This window comes from Deinococcus depolymerans (assembly GCF_039522025.1).
GTDB classification, from domain to species: domain Bacteria; phylum Deinococcota; class Deinococci; order Deinococcales; family Deinococcaceae; genus Deinococcus; species Deinococcus depolymerans.
In genome coordinates, this window is sequence record NZ_BAAADB010000029.1 from 1 (window position 1) to 24,835 (window position 24,835).

At 69.9% G+C, this 24,835-nt stretch carries 23 protein-coding genes and 1 tRNA gene; 12 read left to right on the plus strand and 12 right to left on the minus strand.

Annotation, left to right across the window (positions count from 1 at the left end):
• Positions 1-209 precede the first annotated feature (209 nt).
• The 5 genes from ABDZ66_RS12595 to ABDZ66_RS12615 form a co-directional block, all read right to left on the minus strand.
• Positions 210-917 carry an ABC transporter ATP-binding protein gene (locus tag ABDZ66_RS12595; protein ID WP_425544436.1) on the minus strand — a complete coding sequence of 236 codons (708 nt, stop codon included), beginning with the start codon at positions 915-917 and terminating at the stop codon, positions 210-212.
• Positions 917-1,696: an ABC transporter ATP-binding protein gene (locus tag ABDZ66_RS12600; protein ID WP_343759472.1), complete on the minus strand. Its 780-nt coding sequence runs from the start codon at positions 1,694-1,696 to the stop codon at positions 917-919. The genes ABDZ66_RS12595 and ABDZ66_RS12600 overlap by 1 nt, the downstream gene beginning before the upstream one ends.
• Positions 1,693-2,622, minus strand: a complete 930-nt coding sequence (locus ABDZ66_RS12605) for a branched-chain amino acid ABC transporter permease (protein WP_343759474.1) — start codon at positions 2,620-2,622, stop codon at positions 1,693-1,695. The genes ABDZ66_RS12600 and ABDZ66_RS12605 overlap by 4 nt, the downstream gene beginning before the upstream one ends.
• Positions 2,623-2,624: 2 nt before the next feature.
• Positions 2,625-3,599, minus strand: coding sequence for a branched-chain amino acid ABC transporter permease (locus tag ABDZ66_RS12610; protein WP_343759476.1), 975 nt, complete (start codon positions 3,597-3,599; stop codon positions 2,625-2,627).
• Positions 3,600-3,692: 93 nt separating this feature from the next.
• On the minus strand, positions 3,693-4,892 hold the full coding sequence (locus ABDZ66_RS12615; protein WP_343759478.1) for an ABC transporter substrate-binding protein: 1,200 nt from the start codon (positions 4,890-4,892) through the stop codon (positions 3,693-3,695).
• 306 nt (positions 4,893-5,198) lie between these two features.
• Here ABDZ66_RS12615 and ABDZ66_RS12620 point away from each other — a divergent pair, with 306 nt between their 5' ends.
• From ABDZ66_RS12620 to ABDZ66_RS12630, 3 genes are all read left to right on the plus strand, one after another.
• A complete protein-coding gene (locus ABDZ66_RS12620) occupies positions 5,199-6,149 on the plus strand; it encodes a hypothetical protein (RefSeq protein WP_343759480.1) in 951 nt (316 codons plus the stop codon).
• Entirely contained in the window at positions 6,146-7,126 is a 981-nt protein-coding gene (locus ABDZ66_RS12625) for a FadR/GntR family transcriptional regulator (RefSeq protein WP_343759482.1), read from the plus strand. Before ABDZ66_RS12620 ends, ABDZ66_RS12625 begins: the two co-directional genes overlap by 4 nt.
• A 110-nt stretch (positions 7,127-7,236) precedes the next feature.
• Positions 7,237-7,773, plus strand: a complete 537-nt coding sequence (locus ABDZ66_RS12630; RefSeq protein ID WP_343759484.1) for a hypothetical protein — start codon at positions 7,237-7,239, stop codon at positions 7,771-7,773.
• 10 nt (positions 7,774-7,783) lie between these two features.
• Here the strand turns inward: ABDZ66_RS12630 and ABDZ66_RS12635 are convergent, their stop codons facing one another.
• The 4 genes from ABDZ66_RS12635 to ABDZ66_RS12650 all read right to left on the minus strand — a co-directional run bounded on the left by ABDZ66_RS12635 (position 7,784) and on the right by ABDZ66_RS12650 (position 12,381).
• On the minus strand, positions 7,784-9,490 hold the full coding sequence (locus ABDZ66_RS12635) for a helix-hairpin-helix domain-containing protein (RefSeq protein WP_343759486.1): 1,707 nt from the start codon (positions 9,488-9,490) through the stop codon (positions 7,784-7,786).
• Positions 9,491-9,616: 126 nt separating this feature from the next.
• Complete coding sequence (locus ABDZ66_RS12640) at positions 9,617-10,402, minus strand: histidinol-phosphatase (protein ID WP_343759488.1); 786 nt, start codon at positions 10,400-10,402, stop codon at positions 9,617-9,619.
• 32 nt (positions 10,403-10,434) lie between these two features.
• Positions 10,435-11,424 carry an MBL fold metallo-hydrolase gene (locus ABDZ66_RS12645; protein ID WP_343759490.1) on the minus strand — a complete coding sequence of 330 codons (990 nt, stop codon included), beginning with the start codon at positions 11,422-11,424 and terminating at the stop codon, positions 10,435-10,437.
• Positions 11,425-11,493: 69 nt separating this feature from the next.
• Positions 11,494-12,381 carry an EamA family transporter gene (locus ABDZ66_RS12650; protein ID WP_425544437.1) on the minus strand — a complete coding sequence of 296 codons (888 nt, stop codon included), beginning with the start codon at positions 12,379-12,381 and terminating at the stop codon, positions 11,494-11,496.
• Positions 12,382-12,607: 226 nt separating this feature from the next.
• Between ABDZ66_RS12650 and ABDZ66_RS12655 the strand changes: the two genes are divergently transcribed.
• From ABDZ66_RS12655 to ABDZ66_RS12685, 7 genes are all read left to right on the plus strand, one after another.
• Positions 12,608-14,617, plus strand: coding sequence for a M14 family zinc carboxypeptidase (locus ABDZ66_RS12655; RefSeq protein WP_343759495.1), 2,010 nt, complete (start codon positions 12,608-12,610; stop codon positions 14,615-14,617).
• Between the two features lie 164 nt (positions 14,618-14,781).
• Positions 14,782-15,864, plus strand: coding sequence for an ornithine carbamoyltransferase (gene argF, locus ABDZ66_RS12660; RefSeq protein ID WP_343759497.1), 1,083 nt, complete (start codon positions 14,782-14,784; stop codon positions 15,862-15,864).
• A 184-nt stretch (positions 15,865-16,048) separates the two neighbouring features.
• Complete coding sequence (locus ABDZ66_RS12665; RefSeq protein ID WP_343759498.1) at positions 16,049-16,567, plus strand: GNAT family N-acetyltransferase; 519 nt, start codon at positions 16,049-16,051, stop codon at positions 16,565-16,567.
• Positions 16,564-16,833 carry a hypothetical protein gene (locus ABDZ66_RS12670; RefSeq protein ID WP_343759500.1) on the plus strand — a complete coding sequence of 90 codons (270 nt, stop codon included), beginning with the start codon at positions 16,564-16,566 and terminating at the stop codon, positions 16,831-16,833. The genes ABDZ66_RS12665 and ABDZ66_RS12670 overlap by 4 nt, the downstream gene beginning before the upstream one ends.
• Complete coding sequence (argC, locus tag ABDZ66_RS12675) at positions 16,830-17,753, plus strand: N-acetyl-gamma-glutamyl-phosphate reductase (protein WP_343759502.1); 924 nt, start codon at positions 16,830-16,832, stop codon at positions 17,751-17,753. The genes ABDZ66_RS12670 and argC overlap by 4 nt, the downstream gene beginning before the upstream one ends.
• Position 17,754: 1 nt before the next feature.
• Positions 17,755-18,591, plus strand: a complete 837-nt coding sequence (locus tag ABDZ66_RS12680; RefSeq protein ID WP_343759504.1) for a shikimate 5-dehydrogenase — start codon at positions 17,755-17,757, stop codon at positions 18,589-18,591.
• Positions 18,592-18,694: 103 nt separating this feature from the next.
• Positions 18,695-19,324 (plus strand): hypothetical protein, encoded by a 630-nt coding sequence (locus tag ABDZ66_RS12685; protein WP_343759506.1) that lies wholly within the window; start codon positions 18,695-18,697, stop codon positions 19,322-19,324.
• A 15-nt stretch (positions 19,325-19,339) separates the two neighbouring features.
• Here the strand turns inward: ABDZ66_RS12685 and ABDZ66_RS12690 are convergent, their stop codons facing one another.
• The 3 genes from ABDZ66_RS12690 to ABDZ66_RS12700 all read right to left on the minus strand — a co-directional run bounded on the left by ABDZ66_RS12690 (position 19,340) and on the right by ABDZ66_RS12700 (position 23,462).
• Positions 19,340-20,119: a segregation and condensation protein A gene (locus ABDZ66_RS12690; protein ID WP_343759508.1), complete on the minus strand. Its 780-nt coding sequence runs from the start codon at positions 20,117-20,119 to the stop codon at positions 19,340-19,342.
• A 19-nt stretch (positions 20,120-20,138) separates the two neighbouring features.
• Entirely contained in the window at positions 20,139-21,137 is a 999-nt protein-coding gene (gene trpS, locus ABDZ66_RS12695; protein WP_343759510.1) for a tryptophan--tRNA ligase, read from the minus strand.
• 426 nt (positions 21,138-21,563) lie between these two features.
• Positions 21,564-23,462, minus strand: coding sequence for a peptidylprolyl isomerase (locus ABDZ66_RS12700; protein ID WP_343759512.1), 1,899 nt, complete (start codon positions 23,460-23,462; stop codon positions 21,564-21,566).
• Positions 23,463-23,502: 40 nt separating this feature from the next.
• On the opposite strand from ABDZ66_RS12700, the gene ABDZ66_RS12705 reads away from it, so the two are divergent.
• Positions 23,503-23,579, plus strand: a tRNA-Arg gene (locus ABDZ66_RS12705).
• A gap of 247 nt (positions 23,580-23,826) precedes the next feature.
• Complete coding sequence (locus ABDZ66_RS12710; RefSeq protein ID WP_343759514.1) at positions 23,827-24,828, plus strand: SIS domain-containing protein; 1,002 nt, start codon at positions 23,827-23,829, stop codon at positions 24,826-24,828.
• Positions 24,829-24,835: the final 7 nt, after the last annotated feature.

The following is a 24,835-nucleotide window of genomic DNA, read 5'->3' on the forward strand; positions in this document are numbered from 1 at the left end:
GTGCGAGGCATAGTCACTTCGCATCAAGGCCCATGAGACCGGGGAATTTCAAGCCCCTGCCTCCTGGGCCTTCGTGCTGGTCGCTGTTCTCTCGCCCGTGGAAACTCTTGGTCAACGAAATAAACGGAGTCCGTCTGATACCGACTCCGATTGAATGGGCTGCAAAGCCCGCTGGGTCCGGGCGGATGCGACCCGGGGCGGCGCCCGCGCTAGCCGCCGAGGTAGGCGTGCAGCACGCGCTCGTCGTTGACGAGCTGGGCGCTGTCGCCCGTGAAGGTCATCTGCCCGGCTTCCAGCACGTACGTGCGGTGCGAGGCGTTCATGGCGAGTTTGGCGTTCTGCTCGACCAGCAGGATGGTGGTGCCCTGGGCGTTCAGGTCGCGGATGATGCTGAAGATCTCGCGCACGATGATCGGGGCGAGGCCCAAGCTGGGTTCGTCCAGCAGCAGCAGCCGGGGGCGGCTCATCAGGGCGCGGGCAATGGCCAGCATCTGCTGCTCACCCCCCGAGAGCGTGCCTGCCAGCTGGTCCCTGCGTTCACCCAGTCGCGGGAACCGTTCGTACATCTCGTGCATGTCGGCCTTCACGCTGGGGCCCCGGCGGGTGTACGCGCCGAGTTCCAGGTTGTCCTGGATGCTCTGCCGGGCCAGTACCTGCCGTCCCTCGGGGCTCTGCGCGATGCCGAGTTTCACGGCCTCGTCGGCGGGCAGGCGGGTGATGTCGCGTCCCCCGAAGCGGATGGTGCCCGACAGGGGCTTCATGAGCCGCGAGACGGCGCGCAGGGTGGTGGTCTTGCCCGCGCCGTTCGCGCCGATCAGGGTGACGACCTCGCCCTCCTCGACGGTCAGGGACAGGCCCCGCACCGCCTGGATGGCGCCGTAGTTCACGTTCAGGTTCTCGATTTCCAGCAGGGCCATCATTCGCCTCCCAGGTACGCTTCGATCACTTTCGGGTCGCGTTGCACCTCGGCCGGGTTGCCCACGGCGATCAGCTGCCCGAAATTCAGGACGGCCACCCGGTCGCACAGGTTCATGACCAGCGGCACGTGGTGCTCGATGACGAGCACGGTCAGGTCGAACTGGTCGCGTACCTGCCGGATGAAGCCGGTCAGCTGCCCCTTCTCGCTGGTGTTCATGCCGGCGGCCGGTTCGTCGAGCAGCAGGACGCGCGGTTCGGTCGCCAGGGCGCGGGCGATCTCCAGTCGGCGCTGGTCGCCGTAACTGAAGTTCGCGGCCAGCTCCCCGGCGCGGTCGCCCATGCCCACGAGGTCCAGCAGCTCCCACGCGCGGGCCTCGACCTTCGCCTCCTCGGCCCTCGCGCCGCCGAACACGCCGCGCCACAGTCCGGCGTCCGTGCGGGCGTGCTGCGCGATCTTCACGTTCTCCAGCGCGGTCAGGCCGCGGAACAGGCGGATGTTCTGGAAGGTGCGGCTCAGGCCCAGCGCGGCCACGCGGTTGGGTTGCAGGCCCGTGACCGTCTGCCCGCGGTACGTCAGGGTGCCGCTCGACGGTGGGGTGAGGCCGGTCATCAGGTTGAACAGCGTGGTCTTGCCCGCGCCGTTCGGGCCGATCAGCCCGAAGATCTCGCCCTCGCGGACGTCGAAGGACACGTCGTTCACGGCGATCAGGCCACCGAAGCGGCGGGTCATGTGGCGGGCCTCGAGCACCACGCTCCCTGAAGAAGTGGCGGCGGTCATGGCGTCACCTCGGCGGGCTTGACGGGAGTGGGCCGCTGCGGCGGTCGGGGACGGCCCAGCCTCTCCAGGGCGCCCACGATGCCCTGCGGCAGGTACAGGCTCGCCACGACCAGCACCAGCCCGTTGATCACGAGGCGCCAGTCCGCGAGGAAGCGCAGCACTTCCGGCACGGCGGTCAGCAGCGCGCCGCCCACCACGGGGCCCCAGATGTTGCGGCTCCCGCCGATCAGCACGAAGGCCAGCGTGGCGATGCTGGCGTCGAAGGTGCCCTGCTTGGCGTTCCAGGTGTTCAGGAACGGGGCGCTCATGGCGCCCACGATGCCGGCCAGGACCGCGCCGATCACGAAGGCCAGCACCTTGTACTGCGTGGGCGGCACGCCCATGGCGTCGGCGGCCAGTTCGTCCTCGCGGATGGCGCGCAGCGCGCGGCCCACCCGCGAGCGTTCCAGCTGCCGCGCGAACAGCAGGGTCAGGATCAGCAGCGGCCCGAAGATGAACACGTACTGCCAGCGGTCCTGAAAGCCGAACGCCTGCGGAATGCCGAAGATGCCGACCGCGCCGCCCGTGAAAGTCAGGTTCAGGGACACGACCCGCAGGATCTCCACGAACGCGATGGTCGCCAGCGCCAGGTAGATGCCGCGCAGCCGCAGCGCCGGGACGCCCACCAGCAGCCCCAGCAGGCCCGCCAGGACCGCCGCGGCCAGCCACGTCAGCGGGAACATGGCGTTCCCCAGCGTGTCGCGCAGGCCCGCGAAGGCCGGGTTGGTCAGCAGGATGGCGGCCACGTACCCGCCCAGCGCGTAGAAACCCGGGCTGGCGAGGCTCAGTTGCCCCGCCTGCAGCGGGAAGTACAGGCTCAGGCCCAGCAGGCCCGCCTGGAGCATGGTCACGATCAGGAACCCGTACGTCGAGAGGAAATCAGTCATGCTTACACCTTCTGGATGGCCGCGCGGCCCAGCAGGCCCTGGGGCCGCACGAGCAGGATGACGAACAGCAGCGCGAACGCCACGGCGTCCTTGTACGCCGAGAATTCCGGCGGGACGAAGGCCTCGGCCAGCCCGATCACCAGGCCGCCCGCGACCGCGCCGGGAATGCTGCCCAGGCCGCCCAGCACGATCACGGCCAGGCCCTTGAGGCCGTACACCACCCCGAAGTACGGGCCGGCCACGCCGAACGCCGTGCCGACCAGCGTGCCCGCCAGGCCGCCCAGGAAGCCGGACAGGAAGAACGTGATCAGGATGAAGCGGTCCACGCTGATGCCCAGCAGGCTGGCGGTCGTGGGGCTTTCCGCCACGGCCCGCAGCGCCTTGCCGATCTTCGTGCGGCCGATCACGTACCCCAGGATGACCAGCATGACCAGACTGACCGCGAAGATGATGACCTGCACGGTGCGGATGATGACGATCTTGCCGCCCAGCGTGAACGACAGCGCGGGCGGCGTGTCCCCGTACGCGTCCGACGGGAAGTTATAGATTTCCGCGCCCACAAGCAGCTGGATCAGGTTCACGATGACCAGCGCCACGCCCAGCGAACTGACCAGCGCCAGCAGCGGATCGGCGCCGCGCGACCGCATGGGCCGGAACGCCAGCCGCTCGATCAGCACGGCGACCAGGCCCGCCAGGGTGGCGCCCAGCAGCGTGGCGAGCGCGAAGGTCAGCGGTTGCCCCGAGAAGGGCGAGCCGTCCGGGAACAGGTTCACGCCCTTGAGCAGGCCGTTGTTCTCGAACTGCCCGACGACCAGCGTGTACGTGAAGTACGCGCCCAGCGTGAACACCGCGCCGTGCGCGAAGTTGATGATGCCCAGAATCGAGAACACCAGCGTGTACCCCAGCGCGAAGATGGCGTACACGCTCCCGATCGCCAGGCCGTTCATGAGGTTCTGAATGAACTGACTCAGCTCCATGGAAGCTCCTTTCAGGAGAACGCCGTCAGCGTCCAGGGGCTGACGGCGGGGAAGGACGTGACCCGGCGGCAGCGGGCCGGCCGGGCCTGAGGCTTACTTCAGGTACACGAACGAGCCGGTCTTGGCGTCCTTCATCCTGATCTGCGCGACGTAGAACTCCTTCTGGATGACCTCGCCCTCCTTGTCGAAGGCGATGGGGCCCAGCGGCGTGTTGTACTTGCCGAGCAGGATCTGCTTGTTCAGTTCGGCACGCAGGTCGTCCAGGTCCCAGGTGTTCAGTTTCTTCTTCCGGTCGATGACCTTCAGGGCCTCGACCATGACCTGCACGCCCGCGTAGGCCTGCGCGGCGAACTGCGGCGGGGCTTTCTTGTACTGCGCGGTGTACTCCTTGACGAACACCTGGTTGGCGGCGCTGGGCTGCGCGGGGCTGTACGCCTGCGCGATGATCACGCCGTCGCAGAGTTTCTGGCAGACGGGGAACATGTTGCTGGTGTTCAGGCCGTTCCCGCCGATGATCAGGCCCTTGTACCCCAGCTGCCGGAGCTGCTTGACGAGGTTCCCGCCGTCCGCCGCGAGGCCGGAGATGATCACGAGGTCCACCTTGGCGTTCAGGACGGCCGTGACCTGCGTGGTGAAGTCCGTGTCGGTCGTCTGGAACTTCTGCACCGTGGCGACGGTCAGGCCCTGGTCCTTGGCGGTCTGCTGGAAGGTGCCGGTCTCGCTGGTCGAGAAGGCGTCGTTCTGCGCGTACAGCACGGCGACTTCCTTGATCTTGGGGTCGAGTTTCAGGGCCTGCCGCACGGCGTTCGGCGCGACGACCGACACCGGCGCGGACACCCGCGCGATGAAGTTCCCGATCTGCGGGATGCCCTTGGCGGTGTTGCTGGGTCCCAGGACCGGTACTCTGGCGCGCTCGGCGATGGGATCAGACGCGAAGGCCTGCTGCGACAGGGTCGGCCCGACGATGCCCAGCACGCGGTCCTTGGTGATCAGGTTCTGGAAGGCGTTGATGGCGCCGGCCTCGTCGCCGCCAGTGTCCTGGAAGACCAGTTTGAAGGGCGTGCCGTTGATGCCGCCGCGGCCGTTCAGGAACTTCTCGGCGAATTTCGCGCCGATCACCTGCTCCTGGCCCAGCAGGGCGGTGTTGCTGGTCTGAGCGACCGCCACCCCGATGCTGATGGTCTCGACCTTCTGCGCCTGCGCGCCGAGGCTCAGGCTGAGGGCCAGCGTGGCCCCCAGGGCGGGACGGATGAACGAGGACAGCTGGGAACGGCGTTGAGCGGGGTGACGCATGGCGACTCCTTGGTACGGGCGCGGGGGGCCGGTGTCTCCGGCCTGCGCTGGAACGCAGTCCGCTGCGGGAGCGCGGCGTCGGTGCCGGGCGCAGCGGGCTTGTGTTGTGGGACAGGGCGAGTGTAGGCTGGGCTCACCTTTCAAGTCAACTGTTCGAATGTTCAGACCATTGAACCCGGTACAAACTTCCTGTGGCCGCGCCGCCCCTTCCCACACGCCCTTCCCGCACCGACCCCCGCTCTGCCAGACTGCCCCTGCCCGCCCCCCCCACCTCGTTCCCCGCCCCCCGCACCCCCCGGAGCGCGCATGACCGCCACCCGCCCCGCCACCCCCGCAGCCCCCGCCGGCCCCCGCCGCCTCGGGCTGCGCACCAGGGCCCTGCTCATCACGGTCCTGCCCGTCCTCACGCTGGGCCTGCTCATCACCCTGATCCTCACCCTGCAGCGCCGCGCGGAACTGGGCACCATCTCCCGCGCCGTCAGCCACACCGCCGCCAGCCTGCTCGCCTCCACCCTGGACGTGCAGGACCTGAACCTCGTCGCCACGCAACTCCGCGCCGCCGTCGCCGCCCCCGACGTGGCCTTCGTGGACGTCCAACCCGCCGGGAACACCCTCCGCTTCTTCACCAGCGACACCCCCGACACCGACTGGCACCTGCGCGACCAGCTCGACACCCACCAGCGCGCCCACCCCGGCCAGACCCACCTGACCCTCCCCGACACCCGCGCCGACGCCTACCAGCGCGCCCTGAACGCCCTGCAACCCGGCACGCCCCCCAGCGTCCGCGACCACCTGCAGGCCCGCCTGGACACCCTGCAGGCCACCGGCGGGCACCCCACCACCTACGAACTGACCACCCTGGACGTGTACGAAACGCCGTTCGGCACCCGCGCCCTGCGCCTCCCCGGCGACCCCGCCCCCCCCGGCCAGCTGCTGTTCCGCCTGGGCATCGGCGTCACCCTGAACGACATGAACCTCGCCCTGCAACGGCAACTGAGCCTCGTGCTGCTCGCCTGCGCCCTGACCGCCCTGCTCGCCGCGTACGCCGCGTGGCGCGCCGTGCGCCGCCCCCTGCACGTCATCCTGGCCATCACGGACGCCGCGCAGCACGCCAGCCTCGGGCACCTGGGCGACCCCATCAGCGTCACCCCCGGCGGCCGCCCCGACGAACTCACGGACCTGGTCACCGCCATCGAACGCCTGCGCGTCAGCCTGCACCTCGCCCTGACCCGCCTGCGCCCCGGAAACCGCCCATGAGCGACCCGGCCCCCACCTTCACCGCCGACACCCTCGAGAAACGCTCCCTGGGCGAACACATCGCCGCGCACCTGCAAGAACTCCTGCTCGACGGCCGCCTGAAACCCGGCGACACCCTCCCCAGCCAGCGGGAACTCGCGCAGCAGTACGGCACCAGCGTCGCCGCCGTCCGCGAAGCGATCTCCATCCTCTCCGCCAGCGGCGTCCTCGACGCCCGCCCCGGCCGCGGCACCGTCATCCTGCCCGTCACGCAGCAGGCCCCCAGCATCAACCTCTGGCTGGGCGCCGTGCACGACGAGGCCGAAGCGCACGCCTTCCTCGACACCCGGCAGGCCCTCGAACACTACACGATTGCCCGCGCCGCCCGGCACGCCACGCCCGAACAGCACGCCGACCTGCTCTCTCACCTGCACCGCATGCGCGACGCGCAGGGCGAACCCGAAGCGTTCATCCAGGCCGACCTCGCCCTGCACATGGCCATCGCCCAGGCCGCCGGGAACCCCGTCGTGCTGCGCCTCCTGCGCGCCATCCACATGCCCCTGGCGAACCTGCTGCGCGCCATCAGCACCGACCTCATGCACGCCGGCCGCTTCCCCGCCCTGTACACCACGCACGAACAGATCATCCACGGCATCATCCGCCGCGACCCCCACGCCGCCACGCAGGCGTTCGACCACATGCTCGACCAGACCACCGAAGGCGGCACCCTGGAACGCGCCCTCGGCCACCCCGAACGGCCCGACCCCCCCCTCGGCCCCCCCTTCCTGGAAGACCTGCACTGGAACCTCACCCGCCTCATCGGCCCCATGGCCGACATCCTGATCCCCGAAGCCGCCAGCGAACTCGGCCTCGACCCCGACGCCCTGACCCGCACCCACCTGCCCCGCTACCTCGGCAACCTCGCCCGGCAACTCCCCGACGGCAAACAGGCCGAATGGGCCGCCCTGAGCGGACTATTGGAGAAGCGGTACGGGTGACCTGCCTGCCCTACGTCATCTGACGCAGGGCAGCGGGAGGGAAGCGCCCTACACTGAACCCATGATCTGGCGCGACGACACGCAGTAGGCCCCACCGGAGGGGGCCTAACATGGCCAGAAGCATCTGGAAGCGGGAGCGCCACGCTCGCCGCATTACCGCCCGTCGCCTCAACCTTCAGCTGTACGGATTCAAGTTCAGAAACTGGTCCTCGCCAGAGGTGGAGCAGGCATGGCCGCGCGCCTGCTGGACACTGATCGGCCAGTTTGATCAGCGCTGGGAGGCGCAGGTGTGCGCCTCACGACACCCGGGCTCCCGGCTGCTCACCATCCGCCGAACTCGCAAGGGTCGAACCCGGATCATCTGCCACCGGGTCGGCTACGTCCAGCGACGGGGAGCTCCCTTTCGCACGGCGGCGATGACCTGGGAACTGCAGGAAGTCCAGCGTGAGTACGAGAATCGCCTCGCGCGGCGCGTTCTTCAGCATGGTGGGCTCAGAGGCGGTGTCTCCGCCGCAACACGAAAGTATCGTCAACGCTGGCGGCGAGCCGGCCGGGAAGCCTGCCGACTGGCCCTGCTGGGCCAGATCGACCGGGCCGATGATCTCGACCCCCAGCCGCGGCGACTGGGGGTGGACTGGGAACTGTAAACGCTTCAGGTTATGAACGTCCCGCCCGCTGCTCCTGCACGAACGTCAGGAACGCCTCGCGCTCCAGCGTGTTCACCACGTGCGCCGGTGTCAGGCCGGCCTTGCGGGCGACCATCACGCCGTATTTCGCGTCTTTCAGGCCGCCCGGCACGTGGGCGTCAGTGTTGATGGCGAACGTCACGCGGTCACGCCACGTCAGGGCGATCCGCCAGTCGATGTCCAGGCGGTAGGCGTTCGCGTTGATCTCGACGACCGTGCCGCGCTCGGCGCAGGCGGCCATGACGGCGTCCATGTCGAGGGCGTAGCCGGGGCGGCGCAGCAGCAGGCGGCCCGTGGGGTGCCCGAGGATGGTGACGAGGGGGTGGCTGGCGGCCCGGATCAGGCGTTCGGTCTGCCGCTCGGGGCTCAGCGTGAACAGGCTGTGGACGCTGGCGACCACGTAATCCAGTTCGGCCAGCACGTCGTCCGGGTAGTCCAGGGTGCCGTCGTCGAGGATGTCCACCTCGGCGCCCGCCACCAGGGGCACGCCCGCCGCCTGCAACTCGCGGATTTCCTTCAGTTGCGCCTGGAGGCGTTCGATGCTCAGGCCGTTCGCGTAGTGCGCGGCGCGCGAGTGGTCGCCGGTGCCCAGGAAGCCGTGGCCCAGGCGGACGGTCTCGGCGGCCATGTCGGCAATGCTGGCCGCGCCGTCCGACCACGTGGAGTGCGTGTGCAGCATGCCGCGCAGGTCGCCCACCGTCACGAGCTGGTCCGGGTGGGGGAGGGCTTCCCACACCCCGTCATGCTCGGGCTCGCGGTACTCGGCGGGCCGCAGGGGCAGCCCCAGGGCCTTCATGACGTCGGCCTCGGTGGGCGTGTCCAGCCCCTCACCGCCGCGCTTCAGGCCCCGCCCGCTCAGGTCGAAGCCCCGCGCCGACGCCTCTGCTCGCAGCGATTCGCGGTACGCGGTGCCCCCGCCCATCATCAGGTCCAGTGCACCCCGGACGCCCGGCGTGGGCGCGTACGCCACCTCGACCGGCACGCCGTCCACGCGGCCCGCGAACAGGGGTTTCTTCTCGACCGGGTCAAGGCCCTCGACCACGCCAGCCAGCCGCTCCTGCACCCCCTCGGGCGTGGCAGTCACGGTCACGCGCGCCACCCGCACCGTGTCCAGACCCCGCCGCACATCCCCCGACACCTGCGGCTCCAGGCCGTCCAGCACCCGGCACAGGCCCTCGGCGACCTCCAGCGCCGTGCTCAGGTGCTGCCGTTCCTGCGCGCCCAGCGCGAACTCCACCGCCTCCAGGAACGACGCCGCACTCTTCGCCCCGAACCCCTTCAGGCCCGCCACGCGCCCGTCCCGGCACGCCTCCCGCAGCCCCTCCAGCGAATCGATCCCCGCATCCCACAACGCCCGGATCTTCTTCGGCCCCAGCCCCCGCACCCGGAACAGACTCAGCACACCCGCCGGAATCAGACTCGCGGCGTCCTCCAGCGGACCGAACACCCCCGTCCGCACGTACTCCAGCAGGTCCGCCGCAATCGCCTTCCCGACCTTCGGGATACCCGCGAACGCCCGCGCGGCGAGCACATCCACCTCATCCTGCACGCCCTCCAGGCTGCGCGCCGCACTCCGGAACGCCTGCGCCCGGAACGGATCATCCCCCACCCCCAGCAGATCCAGCAGATCCGCCGTGGTCTTCAGCACCCCCACCAGGGACTTCTTCGTGACTTCCATGCACCCAGAGTACGGGGGAAGCGGGAGTCGGCGGGTGCGCCGAACGCCTGACCAGCCGGGCCGGTGGGCGACCCCTCAGGCCGCTGCGCCGCCAGCTCCCCTCAAGGGGAGCCAGGAGCTTCTGCCTTACCCGTGCCGGACGCGCCCGGCATACGTGACGATCCGGCCGCCGACGTCGTGAATCTGCTTGATGGCGTCGGTGAAGCGGGAGCCGACCTCTTCAGGTCTGTGGGCGTCGCTGCCCAGCACGAAGGGGATGCCGCGCTCGGCGGCGGCGCGGGTCAGGTCCGGGGCGGGGTACGCCTCGGCGACGGGCTTACGCCACCCGGCGGTGTTGAAGTCCAGCGCGAGGCCGCGTTCGGCGATCACGTCCAGCGCGTGCAGCGCGGCGTACCCTTCGGGGTCGCGGTGCCCGAACTTCTTGGGCAGGTCCAGGTGCCCGATGGAGTCGAACAGGCCGGATTTCGCGGCGCCCTCGGCCAGCGCGTAGTAGTCGCGGTACAGGCCCGCAAGGTCGCGGCTGTCGTACTCCGCGACAAATTCCGGGTTGTCGAAGCCCCACGCGCCGATGTAGTGAATGCTGCCGATCACGTAATCCCACGGGTGCGCGCCCAGCACCTCCTCCACGAAGCGTTCCGTGCCGGGGTGGAAGTCCGCCTCCAGGCCCAGGCGCACGTCCAGCCGCCCCGCGAACTCGGCCTGCACGGCCCGCACGTCCGCCACGTACTGCGCCAGCTGATCCAGGCGCATGCGCCACGGCGCGTCGTACCACGCGGGCATCGGCATGTGATCCGTGAAGCAGATCCCCGCCAGTCCGGCGTCCAGCGCCGCCTGGGCGTACTCGCGGGGCAAGCCGCTCGCGTGCCCGCACAGGGGCGTGTGCATATGAGAATCGAACAGCGGAGCCGTCATGCCATACAGGGTACGGCAGCCCCGTAGGTTCTTCAGGCCAGCCAGCCGCCCGGGAAGCGGGTGGCGGGGTGGATGCCCTGCGCGGCGCGGAGCATGTCGGGCCACTGTTCGGGGCGGTAGCGGCGGCTCAGGTGCAGCAGCGTCAGCGCGGGCAGGCCCGCCGCGTGGGCGAGCGCAGCGACCTGCGTGACGGTGGTGTGCTCGTGCCGGGCGGCGAGGGCGTGGTCTTCGGGGGCGTACTGCGCCTCGGCGTACAGCGTCTGCACGCCGCGCAGCAGGGGAGCGAGGCGGGCCTGCTGCGCGTCGTCCAGCAGGAAGTCCGTGAGGTACGCGAGGCTCTCTCCGGTCTCCCGGTCCATCAGCGCGGCGCGGAGGGCAGCGGCGTCGTGCGACTGACCGTTCACGTCTATCTTTCCGGTCGCGCCACCTTTCAGCGCAGACAGCCAGGGGCCGGGGCGCAGGCCCAGCCCTGCCAGGGCGGCGGTGTTCACGCGCTCCCGGCTTTCCTCCCGCAGGATGAAACCCAGGCTGCGGCCGTGGTGTTCCAGTGCCACGGTCTGCACGCTGATTTGCGGGGTGGTCAGGACCGTGCCGTCGTGCGCCCGGGTGCCCGCGTCGTGGGCCACGGCGAAGGCCTCGTGCGCCTCGAAACGGAAGGACTGCACGTGCGCGTCGTGAACGTCATGCACGAACCACTGCCCGCGCAACTCCGGCGCGTGGTTCCACCAGAACCCCTGAAAGCGGTGCCCGAGGATGCGGGCCGTGCCGGGCGGCCCCCAGGCGTGCGTGGGTGCGGGCCGGTCGAAGGTCGCGCGGAAGAGATCGTCGAAGCCGCCCACGTGATCCATGTGCAGGTGCGACAGCAGCAGGTGGTCGGTGGCCTGCACCTCCGCGAACGGCAGCGTGTCCAGCACGCGCGCGCCGCAGTCCAGCAGCAGGCGCGTCTGCCCCTGCCCGCTGTCCGCCACGACCCACAGCGCGTTGTCCTCTGCTGGCCTGCCCAGCACCCGTGTCCTCAACATGCCGCGCAGCGTACCGGCCGCAGGGTGGGGCGTGCCATGCGCCGGGTGGCCTACGCCGCTGCTGCGCGTTCAGGCCGGGCTGCGTTGCTCCGCCCGGTGCCACCAGCGGCCCCCGAACACGTGCAGGATCAGCCCGGCGAACACCAGGGCCGCGCCGATGGCCTTGCCGGGCGGGAACGCCTCCTGGTACACCAGGGCGCTGGCGATCAGGCCGAACACCGGGACCAGCAGGGACAGCGGGGCGACGCGGGCCGCGCCGTGCCGCTGGATCAGCGCGGCCCACACGCCAAAACCCAGGACCGTGTTGCCCAGCCCCATGAACAGGACAGCGGCCCAGAAGCCCGCGCCGGACTGCGTGAGGGTGCGGGTCACGGCGTCCCAGCCGTCCACGAGGCCCGCCAGGATCGTCAGCGGGACAGGCGGGATCAGGGCGCTCCAGACGACCAGACTGAACATGTTCGCGCCGCCGGACGCCCGCACGATCAGATTACTGACGGCCCAGCCGAGCGCGGCGGTCAGCGTCAGGCCCAGGCTCAGCAGGGTCAGGTCCCCGCCGGACAGCGCGCCGATCACGCCCATGCCCGCGAAGGCCAGCGTGATGCCCGCCACCTGCCACGGCTGCACCCGTTCGCCCAGGAACCGCGCGGCGAGCAGCGCCGTGAAGAACGCCTGCATCTGCATGAGCAGCGAGCCCAGGCCGGCGCTCATGCCCAGCCCGATGGCGAGGTACAGCAGCCCGAACTGCACGACGCCCACCGCCAGCCCGTACCCCCACAGCAGCCGGGCGGGCAGCTGCGGGCGCGGCACGAACAGCACGGCAGGCAGCGCCGCCAGGGCGAAACGCAGCGCGGCCACCAGCAGCGGCGGGGCGCCTGCCACGCTCCACTTGATGACCACGAAGTTCACGCCCCAGATGCCCGTGATCAGCAGCGCCAGCAGCAGCGCGCGGGCATTCAGGGGCGGCAGGGCGGCGGGGGTGGGGGAGTCGCTCACTGCGCGCGAGTGTACGCCCCGGCACGCCGCGCGGCGTGCCGGGTGCGGCGCGGCATCCCGCAGGACCGGACGGCCCGGCCCACGGCCGCCGGGGGGCGGGTGTTACAGTGGACCGGTACCGACCAATTCACCTGCGCGTCACCGGCTGCCCCCACCGGGCCGTTCGTGCCGTGCCTTCACCGGAGGTTTCATGCGTCGATTCACGAATGGCCCGGCCCTGTCCCTGATCCTGAGCTCGTCCCTGCTGCTGGGCGCGTGCTCGCAGACCCCGCAACCCGTGGCGGCCGCACCGGGCGGCGGGACCGGCACCCTGGTCGCCACTGCCGACGAGTGCAGCACCTTCGCGCAGAACCCGGTCGTGGTGTCCCGCATCGAGTTCAGGACGCCGCGCGACTGGCTGGACATCGTGAAGACCTTCGAACCGGTCGGTGGCAGCCTGGAAGAGGGCTTCGTGCTGCTGGACGTCGGCAAGGAAGACTTCGAACGCCTGCGCGTGACCGGCCTGACGCGCGGCTGGACGGTGCAGATCGACGCGAAGGAAACGCAGCGGCACAGCGCCTCCCTGAAAAACCCGCTGGGCGCCCTGAGCATCAGCGGGTATACCTGCTACCGCACCGTCGAGGAGACGTACACCAGCGCCCAGAACCTCGCCGCGCAGTACCCGAACCTCGCCACCTGGAGCAGCATCGGCCCCACGTGGCTGAAAAGCAAGGCGCGCGGCGGGTACGACATGAACGTCCTGAAACTCACGAACCGCAGCGTGACCGGCACCAAGCCCCGCCTGCTGATCACCGCGTCCATCCACGCGCGCGAGTACACGCCCGCCGAACTCAGCACCCGCTTCGCGGAGTACCTGCTCGCCAACTACGGCAAGGACGCCGACGTCACCTGGATGCTCGACACGCAGGAAGTCTGGCTGGTCCTGCAGAGCAACCCGGACGGCCGCAAGAAGGCCGAGGCGGGCGCGTCGTGGCGCAAGAACGTGAACGACACCCAGCCGTGCAGCAACGGCCTGTACGGCACCGACCTCAACCGCAACTTCACCTACGCCTGGGGAACCGGCGGGTCCAGCGCCGACCCCTGCAACGAGACCTACAAGGGCGTCAGCGCCGGATCCGAGATCGAGACGCAGAACCTGCAGAACCTCATCAAGGCCGCCTTCGCCGACAACCGCGGCCCCGCCCGCACGGACGCCGCGCCCGCCAGCACGCCCGGCGTGTACATCGACGTTCACAGTTACTCCAAGCTGGTCCTGTGGCCCTGGGGGGACACGACCACCGTCGCCCCGAACGGCACCGCCCTGCAGAGCCTGGGGCGCAAACTCGCGTACTTCAACGGCTACACCCCCGAGCAGAGCGTCGGCCTGTACCCCACCAGCGGCACCACCGACGACTTCGCGTACGGCGAACTGGGTGTCGCCTCGTACACCATCGAACTGGGCACCGCGTTCTTCGAGCCGTGCAGCACCTTCACCGGCACCACCCTCCCGCAGAACCAGGCGGCGCTGCTGTACGCCCTGCGTGTGGCCCGCGCGCCCTACCAGCTGGGCAGCGGCCCGGACAGCGTGAGCGTCACGGCGCCCGCCAGCGTCGCCACGGGCGGCAGCTTCACCCTGAGCGCCAGCGCCACGAACACCCGCTTCAACACCAGTAACGGCGCCGAGCCCACCCGCACGATCAGCGGCGCCGAGTACTTCATCGACACGGCCCCCTGGGCGGGCGGCACGCCCGTCCCCATGACCGCCACCGACGGCACCTTCGATGCCGCCACCGAGAGCGTGCAGGCCACCGTCTCCGCGGCGGGCCTGAGCGCCGGGAAACACACCATCTACGTCCGCGCGAAGAACAACAGCGGCACGTACGGGCCGGTCTCCGCGCTGTTCGTCACGGTCGGCGCGGCCAGCGGCACGACCACCACGTACAGCGGCTCGGTCGCCGCCGCCGGGAACTCCTACCAGCCGTCCACCACCGGCTTCAGCTACGCCGGCGGCACCCTGAAGGGCAACCTGAGCGCCGCTGCGGGCACCGACTTCGACCTGTACCTGCAGAAACTCTCCGGCACCACCTGGACCCAGGTGGCCGCCAGCGAGGGCAGCACCAGCACCGAGGCGATCACCTACGCGGCCACCAGCGGCACGTACCGCTGGCGCGTGTACGCCTACTCCGGCAGCGGCAGCTACACCCTGACCGAAACGAAGTAAGCGAGGTTGTGGGTGGTCGGTTGTGGGAGGACAGATCTTTTCCCACCGCCCACTGCCTGCCGCCCACAACTCCCGCTGCATGTCCAGTCATCCAGAATGCATATTCATGCGCGGTGAATCCGGGGTGAAACCGACCTGATCTGAAGCGGGTATACTCCTCGCCTATGACGAAAGTCGCCCCGACGAAGAAAACCAGAACCAAGGCCGGCGCTGCCCCGAAAAACACCGGGGCGGCGCGCAAAGCTGCCGCGAAAAAAGATGCAGTTGTCGCGTCGCCCGCAGGGCCCGCACTGCTCACCCCGGACACCCTGCCCCGCCCCGTCCTGGCCGGGCGTGACTTCCTGAGCAACCTCGACATGACCTCCAGCGAACTGCGAGCCGTCATGGACACCGCGCACTCCATGAAACGCGGCGAGTGGCGCGCGGTGAAGCCGCTGGCGGGCCTCAGCATCGCGCTGGTGTTCGAGAAGGCGTCCCTGCGCACCCGCACCACCTTCGACGTCGGCATGTACCAGCTCGGCGGGCACGCCATCACCCTCAGCAACACCGAGATCGGCCTCGGCACCCGCGAACGCGTCAGTGACGTCGCCCGCAACCTGGAACGCTGGGTGGACGCCGTCATGGGCCGCGTGTACCTCCAGCAGACCCTCCAGGAACTCGCGCAGCACGCCGCCGTCCCCGTCATCAACGGCCTGTCGGACATGCTGCACCCCGCGCAACTGCTGGCGGACTACCAGACCATCGAGGAAGAATTCGGCACCGACCTGCGCGGCCGCCGCGTCGTGTACATCGGCGACGGGAACAACCTCGCCAACAGCCACATCCACATGGGCATCCTGACCGGCACCGACGTCACCGTCGTCACCCCCGTCGGCTACGAACCCAACGCCGGGGTCCTCATGGACGCCGTCCGCGCCGGCGTGAACATCACCCTCACGAACGACCTCGCCGCCGTGCAGGGCGCCGACGTCCTGTACACCGACGTGTGGATCAGCATGGGCCAGGAAGCCGAGGCCGACATCCGCCGCCGCGCCTTCCAGGGCTACCAGGTGACCCCCGAGATGCTCGACACCATCGCGCCGGACGGCATCTTCCTGCACTGCCTCCCCGCCCACTACGGCGAGGAAACCGTCCCCGAAGCCACCGAACACCCCAAGAGCCGCGTGTTCGACCAGGCCGAGAACCGCCTGCACGCGCAGAAAGCCCTGATGTACCACCTGATGGGCGACCTGAAGCCCCGCTGGTGAAGGTGCGCCGGGTGATTCATCACCCTGAGCGAAGCGAGCAGGCGCAAGGCCGTCATGACGGAAGTGCAGTCCGTTCGAGTGGTGTTCTCGGACGGACGAAACTGGAGTCATGGCGGCCCCCCGGATCAGCGCATCTGCCGTCACGCGGATGCGCGCCCGCCCGTTTCTCTGGCACGCTGACCCCATGACCATCCTGCACACGTTCCGTCTGACCCTCCGGCCCCTGACGCCGGACGACCTGCCGCGTGTTCTGGCGTACCGGAACGATCCGGAGGTCGCCCGGTATCAGGGCTGGCCGCTGCCCGCCACGCCGGACAGTGTGGCGGGCCTCGTGTCCGGCGCGCCGCTGGGCTCGCCCGGCTGGGTGCAGCGGGCCGTCACGCTGAGCGGCGGTGAACTCGTGGGGGACGTGGGCCTGAACACGCAGGGGCCGCAGGCGGAACTCGGCGTGACACTCGCCCGCCGCGCGCAGGGGCACGGGTACGCCCGCGAGGCCCTGCACGCCCTGATCAAGCACGCCTTCACCGACCTGGGCCTGCACCGCGTCCACGCCAGCATCGACCCCCGCAACCGGGCGGTCGCGGCGCTGCTGACCCGCCTGGGCTTCCGGCACGAGGGCACCAGCCTCCAGAGTTACCGGCACCGGGGCGAATGGACGGACGACGCCCTCTACGCCCTCCTGGCTGCCGAGTGGACCGCGTGACTCCGAGAGACGCGCCGTTCCTGCTGGCCCGCGTCCACCTGCCGGAGGACCGGACGACGTCGTTCATCTACCGGCGCTTCGGGGACAACGTGGGCGCGATGGACGGCAGCGTCTTCCACTTCCAGCGAGGCGGGCACGGCGTGATCCGTATCGTGCCCATGACCCCGGACCTCTGGACGCACCTGAAGCCCGGCACGTCCCTGGCTATGACATTCGAACGCCTGCACGCGCAGGTCACTCAGTCTCTGATGGAGAATCAAGCATGACAGTCCCCAGGGTATTTATTGATGGTGAGGCCGGCACGACCGGTCTGCAGATCCGCTCCCGGCTTCAGGGCCGGGCGGATATCGAGTTGCTGAGCATCGACCCGGCGCGGCGCAAGGACAGCGCGGCCCGGGCGGAACTGCTGAATGCGGCGGACGTGTCGATCCTGTGCCTGCATGACGACGCGGCGCGCGAGGCGGTCACGCTGACCACGAACCCGGCCTCAAGGTTGCTGGATGCGAGTACGGCGCACCGGGTGAATCCGGCGTGGGTGTTCGGCTTCCCGGAACTGAATGCGGGGCAGGCGGACGCGATCCGCGCGGCGCGGTTCGTGGCGAACCCCGGCTGTTACAGCACGGGCGCGATCTCGCTGCTGGCTCCGCTGACGGGCGCGGGCCTGATCCCGGCGGACTTCCCGGTGAGTATTCAGGGGTACAGCGGGTACACGGGTGGGGGCCGGGCGCTGGTGGACGCGCACGAGAGGGGCGAGGATCACCCGATGAAGGGCGGGTTCCTGAGTTACGCGCTCGGGCTGGGGCACAAGCACATTCCCGAGACGATGCGGTACGGGGGATTGAGCCGCACGCCGATCTTCACGCCGAACGTGGGCGCGTGGGCGCAGGGCATGACCGTGACCATCCCGCTGCACCTGCAGGAGCTGGGTACCACCCCGGACGCCCTGCACGCGGCGCTGAAGGCGCACTACGCGGGGCAGCGGTTCGTGCGGGTGTTCGACATGCAAGGCAACCCGGAGGTGCTGGATCCGCAGACCCTGAACGGCACGAACGACCTGGAGCTGTTCGTGTACCCGTCCGCGGACGGCGAGCGGGCGCTGCTGGTCGCGCGGCTGGACAACCTCGGGAAGGGCGCGGGCGGGGCGGCCGTGCAGAACCTGAACCTGATGCTGGGCCTGGAGGGCTGAGGTGGGCTCCGGCGCGAGCAAGCTGGACATCAACCGGGGCACGACGCTGTGCATGAGCGTGTCGGCCCGCCCGAGCAACTTCGGGACGCGTTTCCACAATCACCTGTACGCGGCGCTGGGGCTGGATTTCGTGTACAAGGCGTTCGGCGTGCAGGACATCGCGGGCGTCGTGGCGGGCATCCGGGCGCTGGGCGTGCGGGGCTGCGCGGTCAGCATGCCGTTCAAGGAGGCGGTGATTCCGCTGCTGGACGAACTGGACGCCTCGGCGGCCGCCATCGGGTCGGTGAACACCATCGTGAACACGGGCGGGCACCTGAAGGCCTTCAACACGGATTACACCGCCATCCAGATCCTGATCGAGCGGCACGCGCTGAACCGGGACGCGCGGGTGGTGCTGCGCGGCAGCGGCGGCATGGGCAAGGCCGTGGCGAGCGCCCTGCGCGACGCGGGCTTCACGCGTGGCGTGATCGTCGCCCGCAACGAGGGGGCCGGGCGGGAACTGGCAGACCGTTGCGGCTGGGACTGGCAGCCCACGACCCCTGCTGTACAGGAAGGCGACCTGCTCGTGAACGTCACGCCGATCGGCATGGCGGGCGGCCCGGACGAACACACGCTGGCCTTCACGCCTGACGCCATCGCCCGCGCGGGCACGGTGTTCGACGTGGTCGCCCTGCCCAGCGAGACGCCCCTGATCGTGGAGGCGCGGCGGCAGGGGAGGCCGGTCGTGACCGGGCTGGAGGTCGTGGCCCTGCAGGCGCTGGAGCAGTTCGTGCTGTACACCGGCGTGCGCCCCTCGGACGAGCAGGTGCGCTCAGCGGTCGAGTTCGCGCGCACCTGATCCGGACCTCCGCTGCCCCCCTTGAAATGACCGGCCGGATAAGGTGAAGTCTGCTCAGGTCCGGCCGCGCCCACCATGTGCGGCGGGTTCGGGGGAGGACAGCATGAAGCGACGGCAGCGGCGTTCGGCGTGGATGCAGGCAGCGGTGGCGGTGGCGGGCGCCTTTGGACTGGTCGGGTGCGTGCCCACCTCGTCCGTGATCCCGAACGACTTCACGGACTTCAGCGACGCGCAGCAGGCCGTGATCTGCGCCGCGTCGCCGCGCGTGGGGGCCATGGGCATCCTGGAGTACGGGACGGGCGCGGCGGCCGGAAGCGTGCCGCCGGACTACGCCCTGAACTGCCCGGACCTGCGCGTGACCGCAGAACGCTGGACCGTGACCGTCTGGGCGCCCACGCTGACCAGTGCGCTGGCCGTGTTCGCGCCGGACGCGGACTTCCTGACGTACTACGCGGACCTGCGCGTGCGCGTCACCGAGGGACAGGTAACGGCCGACCCGACCGACTCGGTCCCGGAAGCGCTGCTGGACGAGGTGCGGCGCGTGACAGTCACGGTCACGCCGCTGGGCGGGGCCGCGCAGACGGTCCTGCGGGGCGGGGTGGTCACGCCCGTCACGCTGGAACCCGGCGCGACCCACCGCATCGACATCCGCACGGACGGCACGCCGAACCCCTGGCCGTCCGTGACGCTCGACCCGGCGTCCGGGACGGTGCAGGCGCACCTGGCCCGCTGACCACCGCTCCCCGGTTCAGTCGGGGTCGCTGGCCTCGCGCAGGTGGGACTGCACCTGGATGTCCCCGAAGGTCTCGTCCTGCTGCACGCTGAAATTTCCCTCCTTGACGCCCTCCAGCAACGCGGCGAAGTAGGTGGTCTGCTCACCCCAGTCCTGCGCGGGAATCCCGCGGAACGTGAAGGTCCGCAGGCGCGTCCCGAAGGCGCGCAGGGCGCCCAGCGCGTCGGCCAGGGACAGGCGGTCACGGGCCAGCAGCGGCACCTCGACCTGACGCACGGCGTTCTGCGCGGCCTTCACGAGCCGGGCGAGGCTGCCCTGCGGGTTGCGGGGCCGTTCCCGGCGGGGCAGGTTCACGGGGACGGGGCGGGCGGGGATCAGGCCCTCGCGTTCGCGGCGGCGCGCGGCCAGGAATCCCACGAGGGCGTCCAGTTCCGCCAGGGCCTCCACGCCTCCCAGCACGTCGTCCAGCGGCTCGAACCACTCGCCGCCCTCGTCGGACCCGTCCGGTTCGGGCTGGGGCAGCAGCAGACGGGCTTTCAGGGCGATCACGGCGGCCAGGGTGGGCAGCAGGTCGGGGTGCGCGCCTTCCAGCGGGCCGCCGGTCATGGCCTGCGCCCAGGTGAGGACGTCGCGCGTGAGGGTCAGCAGCGGCACCTCGCCCGGCCCGACCCGCCCGGATCTCAGCGCCGACGCGAGGTCCGCCAGGCTGCCCGTGAACGCCGGCAGCGTGACCGTGAACCCCGCCCCGGTCACGGGCGGCGGGGTGGGGGAGGGCAGTGCAGGAGCGGCGGTCACGGGTGAAGGGGGGCGGAACTCAGAGTTTCAGGAAGCCGACCTTCTCGCGCACTTCCTCCATGATCGGCCGGGCGACGGCGCGGGCTTCCTTCGCGCCCTGCGCGAGCGCGTCACGCACGAAGTCCGGGTCGGCCTTCAGCGCCTCGGCCCGCTCGTGAATGGGGCTCAGGTGCTCGGTCATGCCGGCCAGCAGCGTCTTCTTGCAGTCGATGCAGCCGATCCCGGCGGTGCGGCACCCGGCGTCCACGGTCTGAATGGTGTCCAGGCCGCTGAACAGCTTGTGGTAGTCGAAGATCAGGCACACGTCCGGGTTGCCGGGGTCGGTGCGGCGCACGCGGGCCGGGTCGGTGGGTGCCACGCGCAGTTTCTGCCAGATGGCGTCCAGCGGCTCCAGAATCCCGATGGTGCTGCTCTCGCCCTTGCTCTTGCCCATCTTGCCGTTGCCGTCCACGCCGGGAATCCGCAGCGCCTGCTTGTTGTACACGGCCCTGGGCTCCGGGAAGGTCTCCCCGAAGGCGTGGTTGAACTTCCGGGCGATCTCGCGCGTCAGTTCGATGTGCTGCGTCTGGTCCTCACCGACCGGCACGGTGTCCGCCTTGTACAGCAGGATGTCGGCGGCCATGAGGGCCGGGTACATCAGCAGGCCCGCCGGGACGCTCTCGAGCTGCTCGGACTTGTCCTTGTACTGCGTCATGCGTTCCAGTTCACCGACCGGCGTCAGGGTCGTGAAGATCCACGACAGTTCCTGATGCTCCGGCACGTGCGACTGCACGAAGAACGTGACCCGGCTGGGGTCGAGGCCCACCGCGAAGTTCGCGACGGCCATCTCGAAGGTCCGCTGCGCCAGCAGGGCCGGCTCGAAGGACGCGGGGTTCGTGATGGCGTGCAGGTCCACCACGCAGTAGATGGAGTTCTTCCCGAACTCCTCGCCCAGCCGCACGTAATTACGCATGGCCCCGAAGTAATTCCCGATGTGAGGCTCACCGGTCGGCTGGATTCCTGAAAAGACACGCGGCATAACCCCGTGATTCTAGCGGGCGCCGCCCGCAACAGGCCGACGCGGCCACCGGCCGGCACGAAAAAGCCCCGCACGGGGCGGGGCCGGAACAGGGGAACTGCGGCACACCTGCGCGCCTCCACCCGGACGGAACGGTTCTGGTAGACCGTGGCGTCCGGGTCCGTGGGGCTTGCCGGCGTTATACGGACTGCCGTTTGTTTCGTTCACAGATCGGAACACCACCGATCTGTCAACTCCACGTCCGGAACCCGCCCAGCTCCTCCTCTGCGGAGCAGCTCTCCGAGTCCGTATTATACGGATTCCGTTTGTTTCGCCGACAATCCGGAACTTCACCGGATTGCCGACTCCACGTCCGGAACCCGTTTTGCTCCCACTCGCTCCGCTCGGATTGAACGGGCTTTGCAGCCCATTCAATCGGAGTCCGTATTACTTGTCGGCGGGGGGAGCGGCGCTGTCGCTGCTGCCTGCCGGGGTCTTGCTGTCCGTGGCGGGCGCCTTGCTGTCCTGACCGCTGCTGTCCTCGGTCTTGGGAGCGGCCTTGGGTGCGGCGGCCTCCACGCGTTTCTGCTGGGCGGCCAGGACGGTCTTGAGGTTGTCCTTCGGTTTCAGGCTGGCCACCTGGGCGTCCAGGAACTTCTGCCCTTCCCCGCTCTTCTTCTGGGCCAGGACCTGGGACTCGATCTGGGCGCGCACGGCGCTCAGCGGCTGGGTCGCGGCGGGTTTCAGGTCCGTCACGAACGCCACCGAGTAGCGCGCACCGACCTTCACCGGGTCGCTCAGGCTGCCCTCGCCCGCGTCGCGCAGGCTGCGGGCGTCGAACACGGCGGCGTTCAGTTCCTCGCTGAGCTTGCCGTCGCCGGCGGTCACGTTCCCACGCTCACTGACCGTGCCGCCCGCCTTGCCGGCCGCCGCGGCGAAGTCCGCCCTGCCGTCGTAGCTGTTGCGGAACGCCAGCGCGGCCGCCTGATCCTTGAAGCTGGCCTCGAGGACCGTGCCGCTGGCCGGCGTCTGGAACTGCGCCTTGTTCTGCGTGTAGAAGTCGCTGATGTCGGCGTCCGTGACCTTCACGTTCCGCGCGCCGTACGCCGCGATTCCGGCGGCGAGTTCCTGCCGGGTACCGGTCAGGTTCAGTTTCAGGCGTTCGGCGATGGTGGGCGCGGCGTACCCGGCGAGCAGCTGCTGCACCACCTGCGGCTTCAGGATCGAGTTCACGAGCTGCGAGGCCTGCTCGGGCTGCACCTGCTGAAGCAGGGACGTGAACTGCTGGTTGTTCACGACCTGCTCGATCACCTTCGAGTACGGGATGTTCTGCCCGGCGATGGTCGCCACGGTGGGGTCCTCGACCTTCCAGTTCAGGTCCTTGAATTCCACCTTGGCGTCTTTTTCCAGGCCGGCCACCCAGGCTTCCACGGCGGCGTTCTTCTTCTGTTCGTTCACGGCCGCCGCAATGTCGGTCCTGGCGTCCGCGAAGGCTTTCGGGGCGGGGGCCAGGTACTTCTCGACCTTCACGATGTAGAACTTCCCGCCGCTCTCGGTCACGTCGGTCAGGCCGCCGTCGGTCAGGGCGAAGGCGGCCGCGCCCACCTCGGCGGGCAGCGCCACCTGCGCCACGGGGCGCGGCACGCCGTTCTCGATGGGGCCCAGCGCGCCGCCACGGTCGGCGAACTCGCTGCTGTTGGCCTTGGCGAGCGCGGCGAAGTCCGCGCCGTCCCGCGCCTGTTTCAGCAGGGCCTGCGCCTTGGCCTTGTCGGCCACGACGATCTGGCGACCCTGAATGCGGGCGTCCGTCTGGAACTTGTCGGTGTTCAGGTCGTAGTACGCCCGGAGTTCCGCGTCGGTCGCGGCGGGAACGCCCTTCTTGATCTCGTCGACGCGGCGCTCGATGGCGAGGCTCTGGCGGACCTGCTCGCGGTACGAGCTGTCGGTCAGGCCCGCGCCCTGCAGGGCGTCCGTCCATTTCTTGTTGTCGGTCAGCTGGTTGGCCTCGCGGACCTCCTTGACCTTGGCGGCCACGTCGGCGCGGCTCACGCGGATGTCCTTCACGGCGTTCTTCACCAGCGTCTGCTGGATCTGCTGCGCCACCACGAAGGTCTTGAAGTCGTCGCCCAGCACGCCGGTATCGGTGCTGGCCAGCACGGGGTTGGCGCGGCGGGCCGCTTCGAGTTCCTCGACGGTGACGGTCGCGCCGTTCACGGTCAGGGCGGGGGTGCCGGTCTTGCGGTTGAACAGCTCCCCGACGTTCGGGGTGAACTGGTAAGCCATGCCCACGATCAGCAGCAGGGCCAGAACGCCGAGCATGACGTTCACGAATTTCTTCTTGTTCACTTGATCTCCTTCATGCGAAGTGCTAGGGTACGCGAGCTATGCACTCGTAGCTCAGGTGGATAGAGCGTTGGCCTCCGGAGCCAAAGGCCACTGGTTCGAGTCCAGTCGAGTGCACCATAAGATCCATGAACGCCACCCCTGCGGGTGGTGTTTTTGTTCAGGGGTCCGCCCGTCACGCGCAGGCGCCTTGGCGGGATTGTCTGGAGTCGCACGCGCCGGATTCTAGCACGCAAGGTTAAGCGGACGTGAAGCAGGAAACGGCGTCCACGGCACTCTTTTTCCACCTCGGCCGCCCCCGTCGCCGGCCGGTCGACCGTGGCCCGTGTTCCCACCCGTGCGCCGTGCGCCCTGTACGCTGTCACGCATGAGTGCCCCGATCAACCTCCTGACCCTGCTCGAAACGCTGCCCGGCTCGTACGCCGGTCCCGCCCGCCCCGACGAGGCCCCCTACGGCCTGGTCGGCGTGGGCGAGGGCGCCCTGGCCGCCGCCATCGCCCAGACCCTGATTGCCAGCAGTCTCACGCGCGGCGGCACGCAGTTCGTGCTCGGCAGCCCCGACGCCACGGCCCTCGCCACCGATTACGCCGACCTGGCCGTCGTGGCCGGCGCGAACGCCCGCCGCGTCGCCACCGGCGGCACCCCCGAGGAGATCGACGTGCTGGTCCCCGGCGGGCCGCTCGCCACGTATCACTTCGCGCAGTTCGTCGCGCACGCCAGCGGCCACAGCGACGAGGCCGCCGCCGCCGACGCCCTGCTGGCCGACCTCGCCGCGCGCTGCGCCCCGCACGTCACCGAGAACAACCCTGCCCGCGACCTCGCCTGGAGCCTGTGGGGCCGCACGCCCCTGCTGCTCGCCGCGCCCGAGGCCGAGGCCATGCCGCACGCCTGGCAGCAGCTGCTGGCCCGCACCGGCAAGACCCTGAGCATCCCGGTACTGGGCGACCCGCTGCCCTTCGTGACCGGCGCCTTCGAGGCGCAACACGAGAAGGGCGACGCCAAGGTCGCCCTGATCCTCGGGGACGCCGACGACACCCTGCTGCTGGCCCGCGAGATCCTCGAGAGCCGCATCGACGAGATCATTCACGTGCCGTACCCGGACGGCGCCGTCGGTTACCCCGCCGCGCTGGCCCTGTGGTACTTCGGCGCGTGGGTCGCCGCGTACCTCGCCGAACGCTACGGGCAGGAGCCCGGCGACCTGCCCGTCCTGGCCCGCGCGCAGGGCGTCATGAGCGGCGAGGACCGCGAGAACGCCCGCCTCGCCGCGCCCCGTGACGACCTGCGCCGCACCAACGTCCTGAAAGACTGGGCCGACGACCAGGACGTGGACGACGTGGAACTCGACGAGGACGACCGCGACGACGGGTAATACGGAC

Excerpts from the sequence above, each read along its gene's own strand:
- ABDZ66_RS12595 (WP_425544436.1), bottom strand. The coding sequence starts at position 917 with ATGGCCCTGCTGGAAATCGAGAACCTGAACGTGAACTACGGCGCCATC.
- ABDZ66_RS12600 (WP_343759472.1), bottom strand. The coding sequence starts at position 1,696 with ATGACCGCCGCCACTTCTTCAGGGAGCGTGGTGCTCGAGGCCCGCCAC.
- ABDZ66_RS12605 (WP_343759474.1), bottom strand. The coding sequence starts at position 2,622 with ATGACTGATTTCCTCTCGACGTACGGGTTCCTGATCGTGACCATGCTC.
- ABDZ66_RS12610 (WP_343759476.1), bottom strand. The coding sequence starts at position 3,599 with ATGGAGCTGAGTCAGTTCATTCAGAACCTCATGAACGGCCTGGCGATC.
- ABDZ66_RS12615 (WP_343759478.1), bottom strand. The coding sequence starts at position 4,892 with ATGCGTCACCCCGCTCAACGCCGTTCCCAGCTGTCCTCGTTCATCCGT.
- ABDZ66_RS12620 (WP_343759480.1), top strand. The coding sequence starts at position 5,199 with ATGACCGCCACCCGCCCCGCCACCCCCGCAGCCCCCGCCGGCCCCCGC.
- ABDZ66_RS12625 (WP_343759482.1), top strand. The coding sequence starts at position 6,146 with ATGAGCGACCCGGCCCCCACCTTCACCGCCGACACCCTCGAGAAACGC.
- ABDZ66_RS12630 (WP_343759484.1), top strand. The coding sequence starts at position 7,237 with ATGGCCAGAAGCATCTGGAAGCGGGAGCGCCACGCTCGCCGCATTACC.
- ABDZ66_RS12635 (WP_343759486.1), bottom strand. The coding sequence starts at position 9,490 with ATGGAAGTCACGAAGAAGTCCCTGGTGGGGGTGCTGAAGACCACGGCG.
- ABDZ66_RS12640 (WP_343759488.1), bottom strand. The coding sequence starts at position 10,402 with ATGACGGCTCCGCTGTTCGATTCTCATATGCACACGCCCCTGTGCGGG.
- ABDZ66_RS12645 (WP_343759490.1), bottom strand. The coding sequence starts at position 11,424 with ATGTTGAGGACACGGGTGCTGGGCAGGCCAGCAGAGGACAACGCGCTG.
- ABDZ66_RS12655 (WP_343759495.1), top strand. The coding sequence starts at position 12,608 with ATGCGTCGATTCACGAATGGCCCGGCCCTGTCCCTGATCCTGAGCTCG.
- argF (WP_343759497.1), top strand. The coding sequence starts at position 14,782 with ATGACGAAAGTCGCCCCGACGAAGAAAACCAGAACCAAGGCCGGCGCT.
- ABDZ66_RS12665 (WP_343759498.1), top strand. The coding sequence starts at position 16,049 with ATGACCATCCTGCACACGTTCCGTCTGACCCTCCGGCCCCTGACGCCG.
- argC (WP_343759502.1), top strand. The coding sequence starts at position 16,830 with ATGACAGTCCCCAGGGTATTTATTGATGGTGAGGCCGGCACGACCGGT.
- ABDZ66_RS12685 (WP_343759506.1), top strand. The coding sequence starts at position 18,695 with ATGAAGCGACGGCAGCGGCGTTCGGCGTGGATGCAGGCAGCGGTGGCG.
- trpS (WP_343759510.1), bottom strand. The coding sequence starts at position 21,137 with ATGCCGCGTGTCTTTTCAGGAATCCAGCCGACCGGTGAGCCTCACATC.
- ABDZ66_RS12710 (WP_343759514.1), top strand. The coding sequence starts at position 23,827 with ATGAGTGCCCCGATCAACCTCCTGACCCTGCTCGAAACGCTGCCCGGC.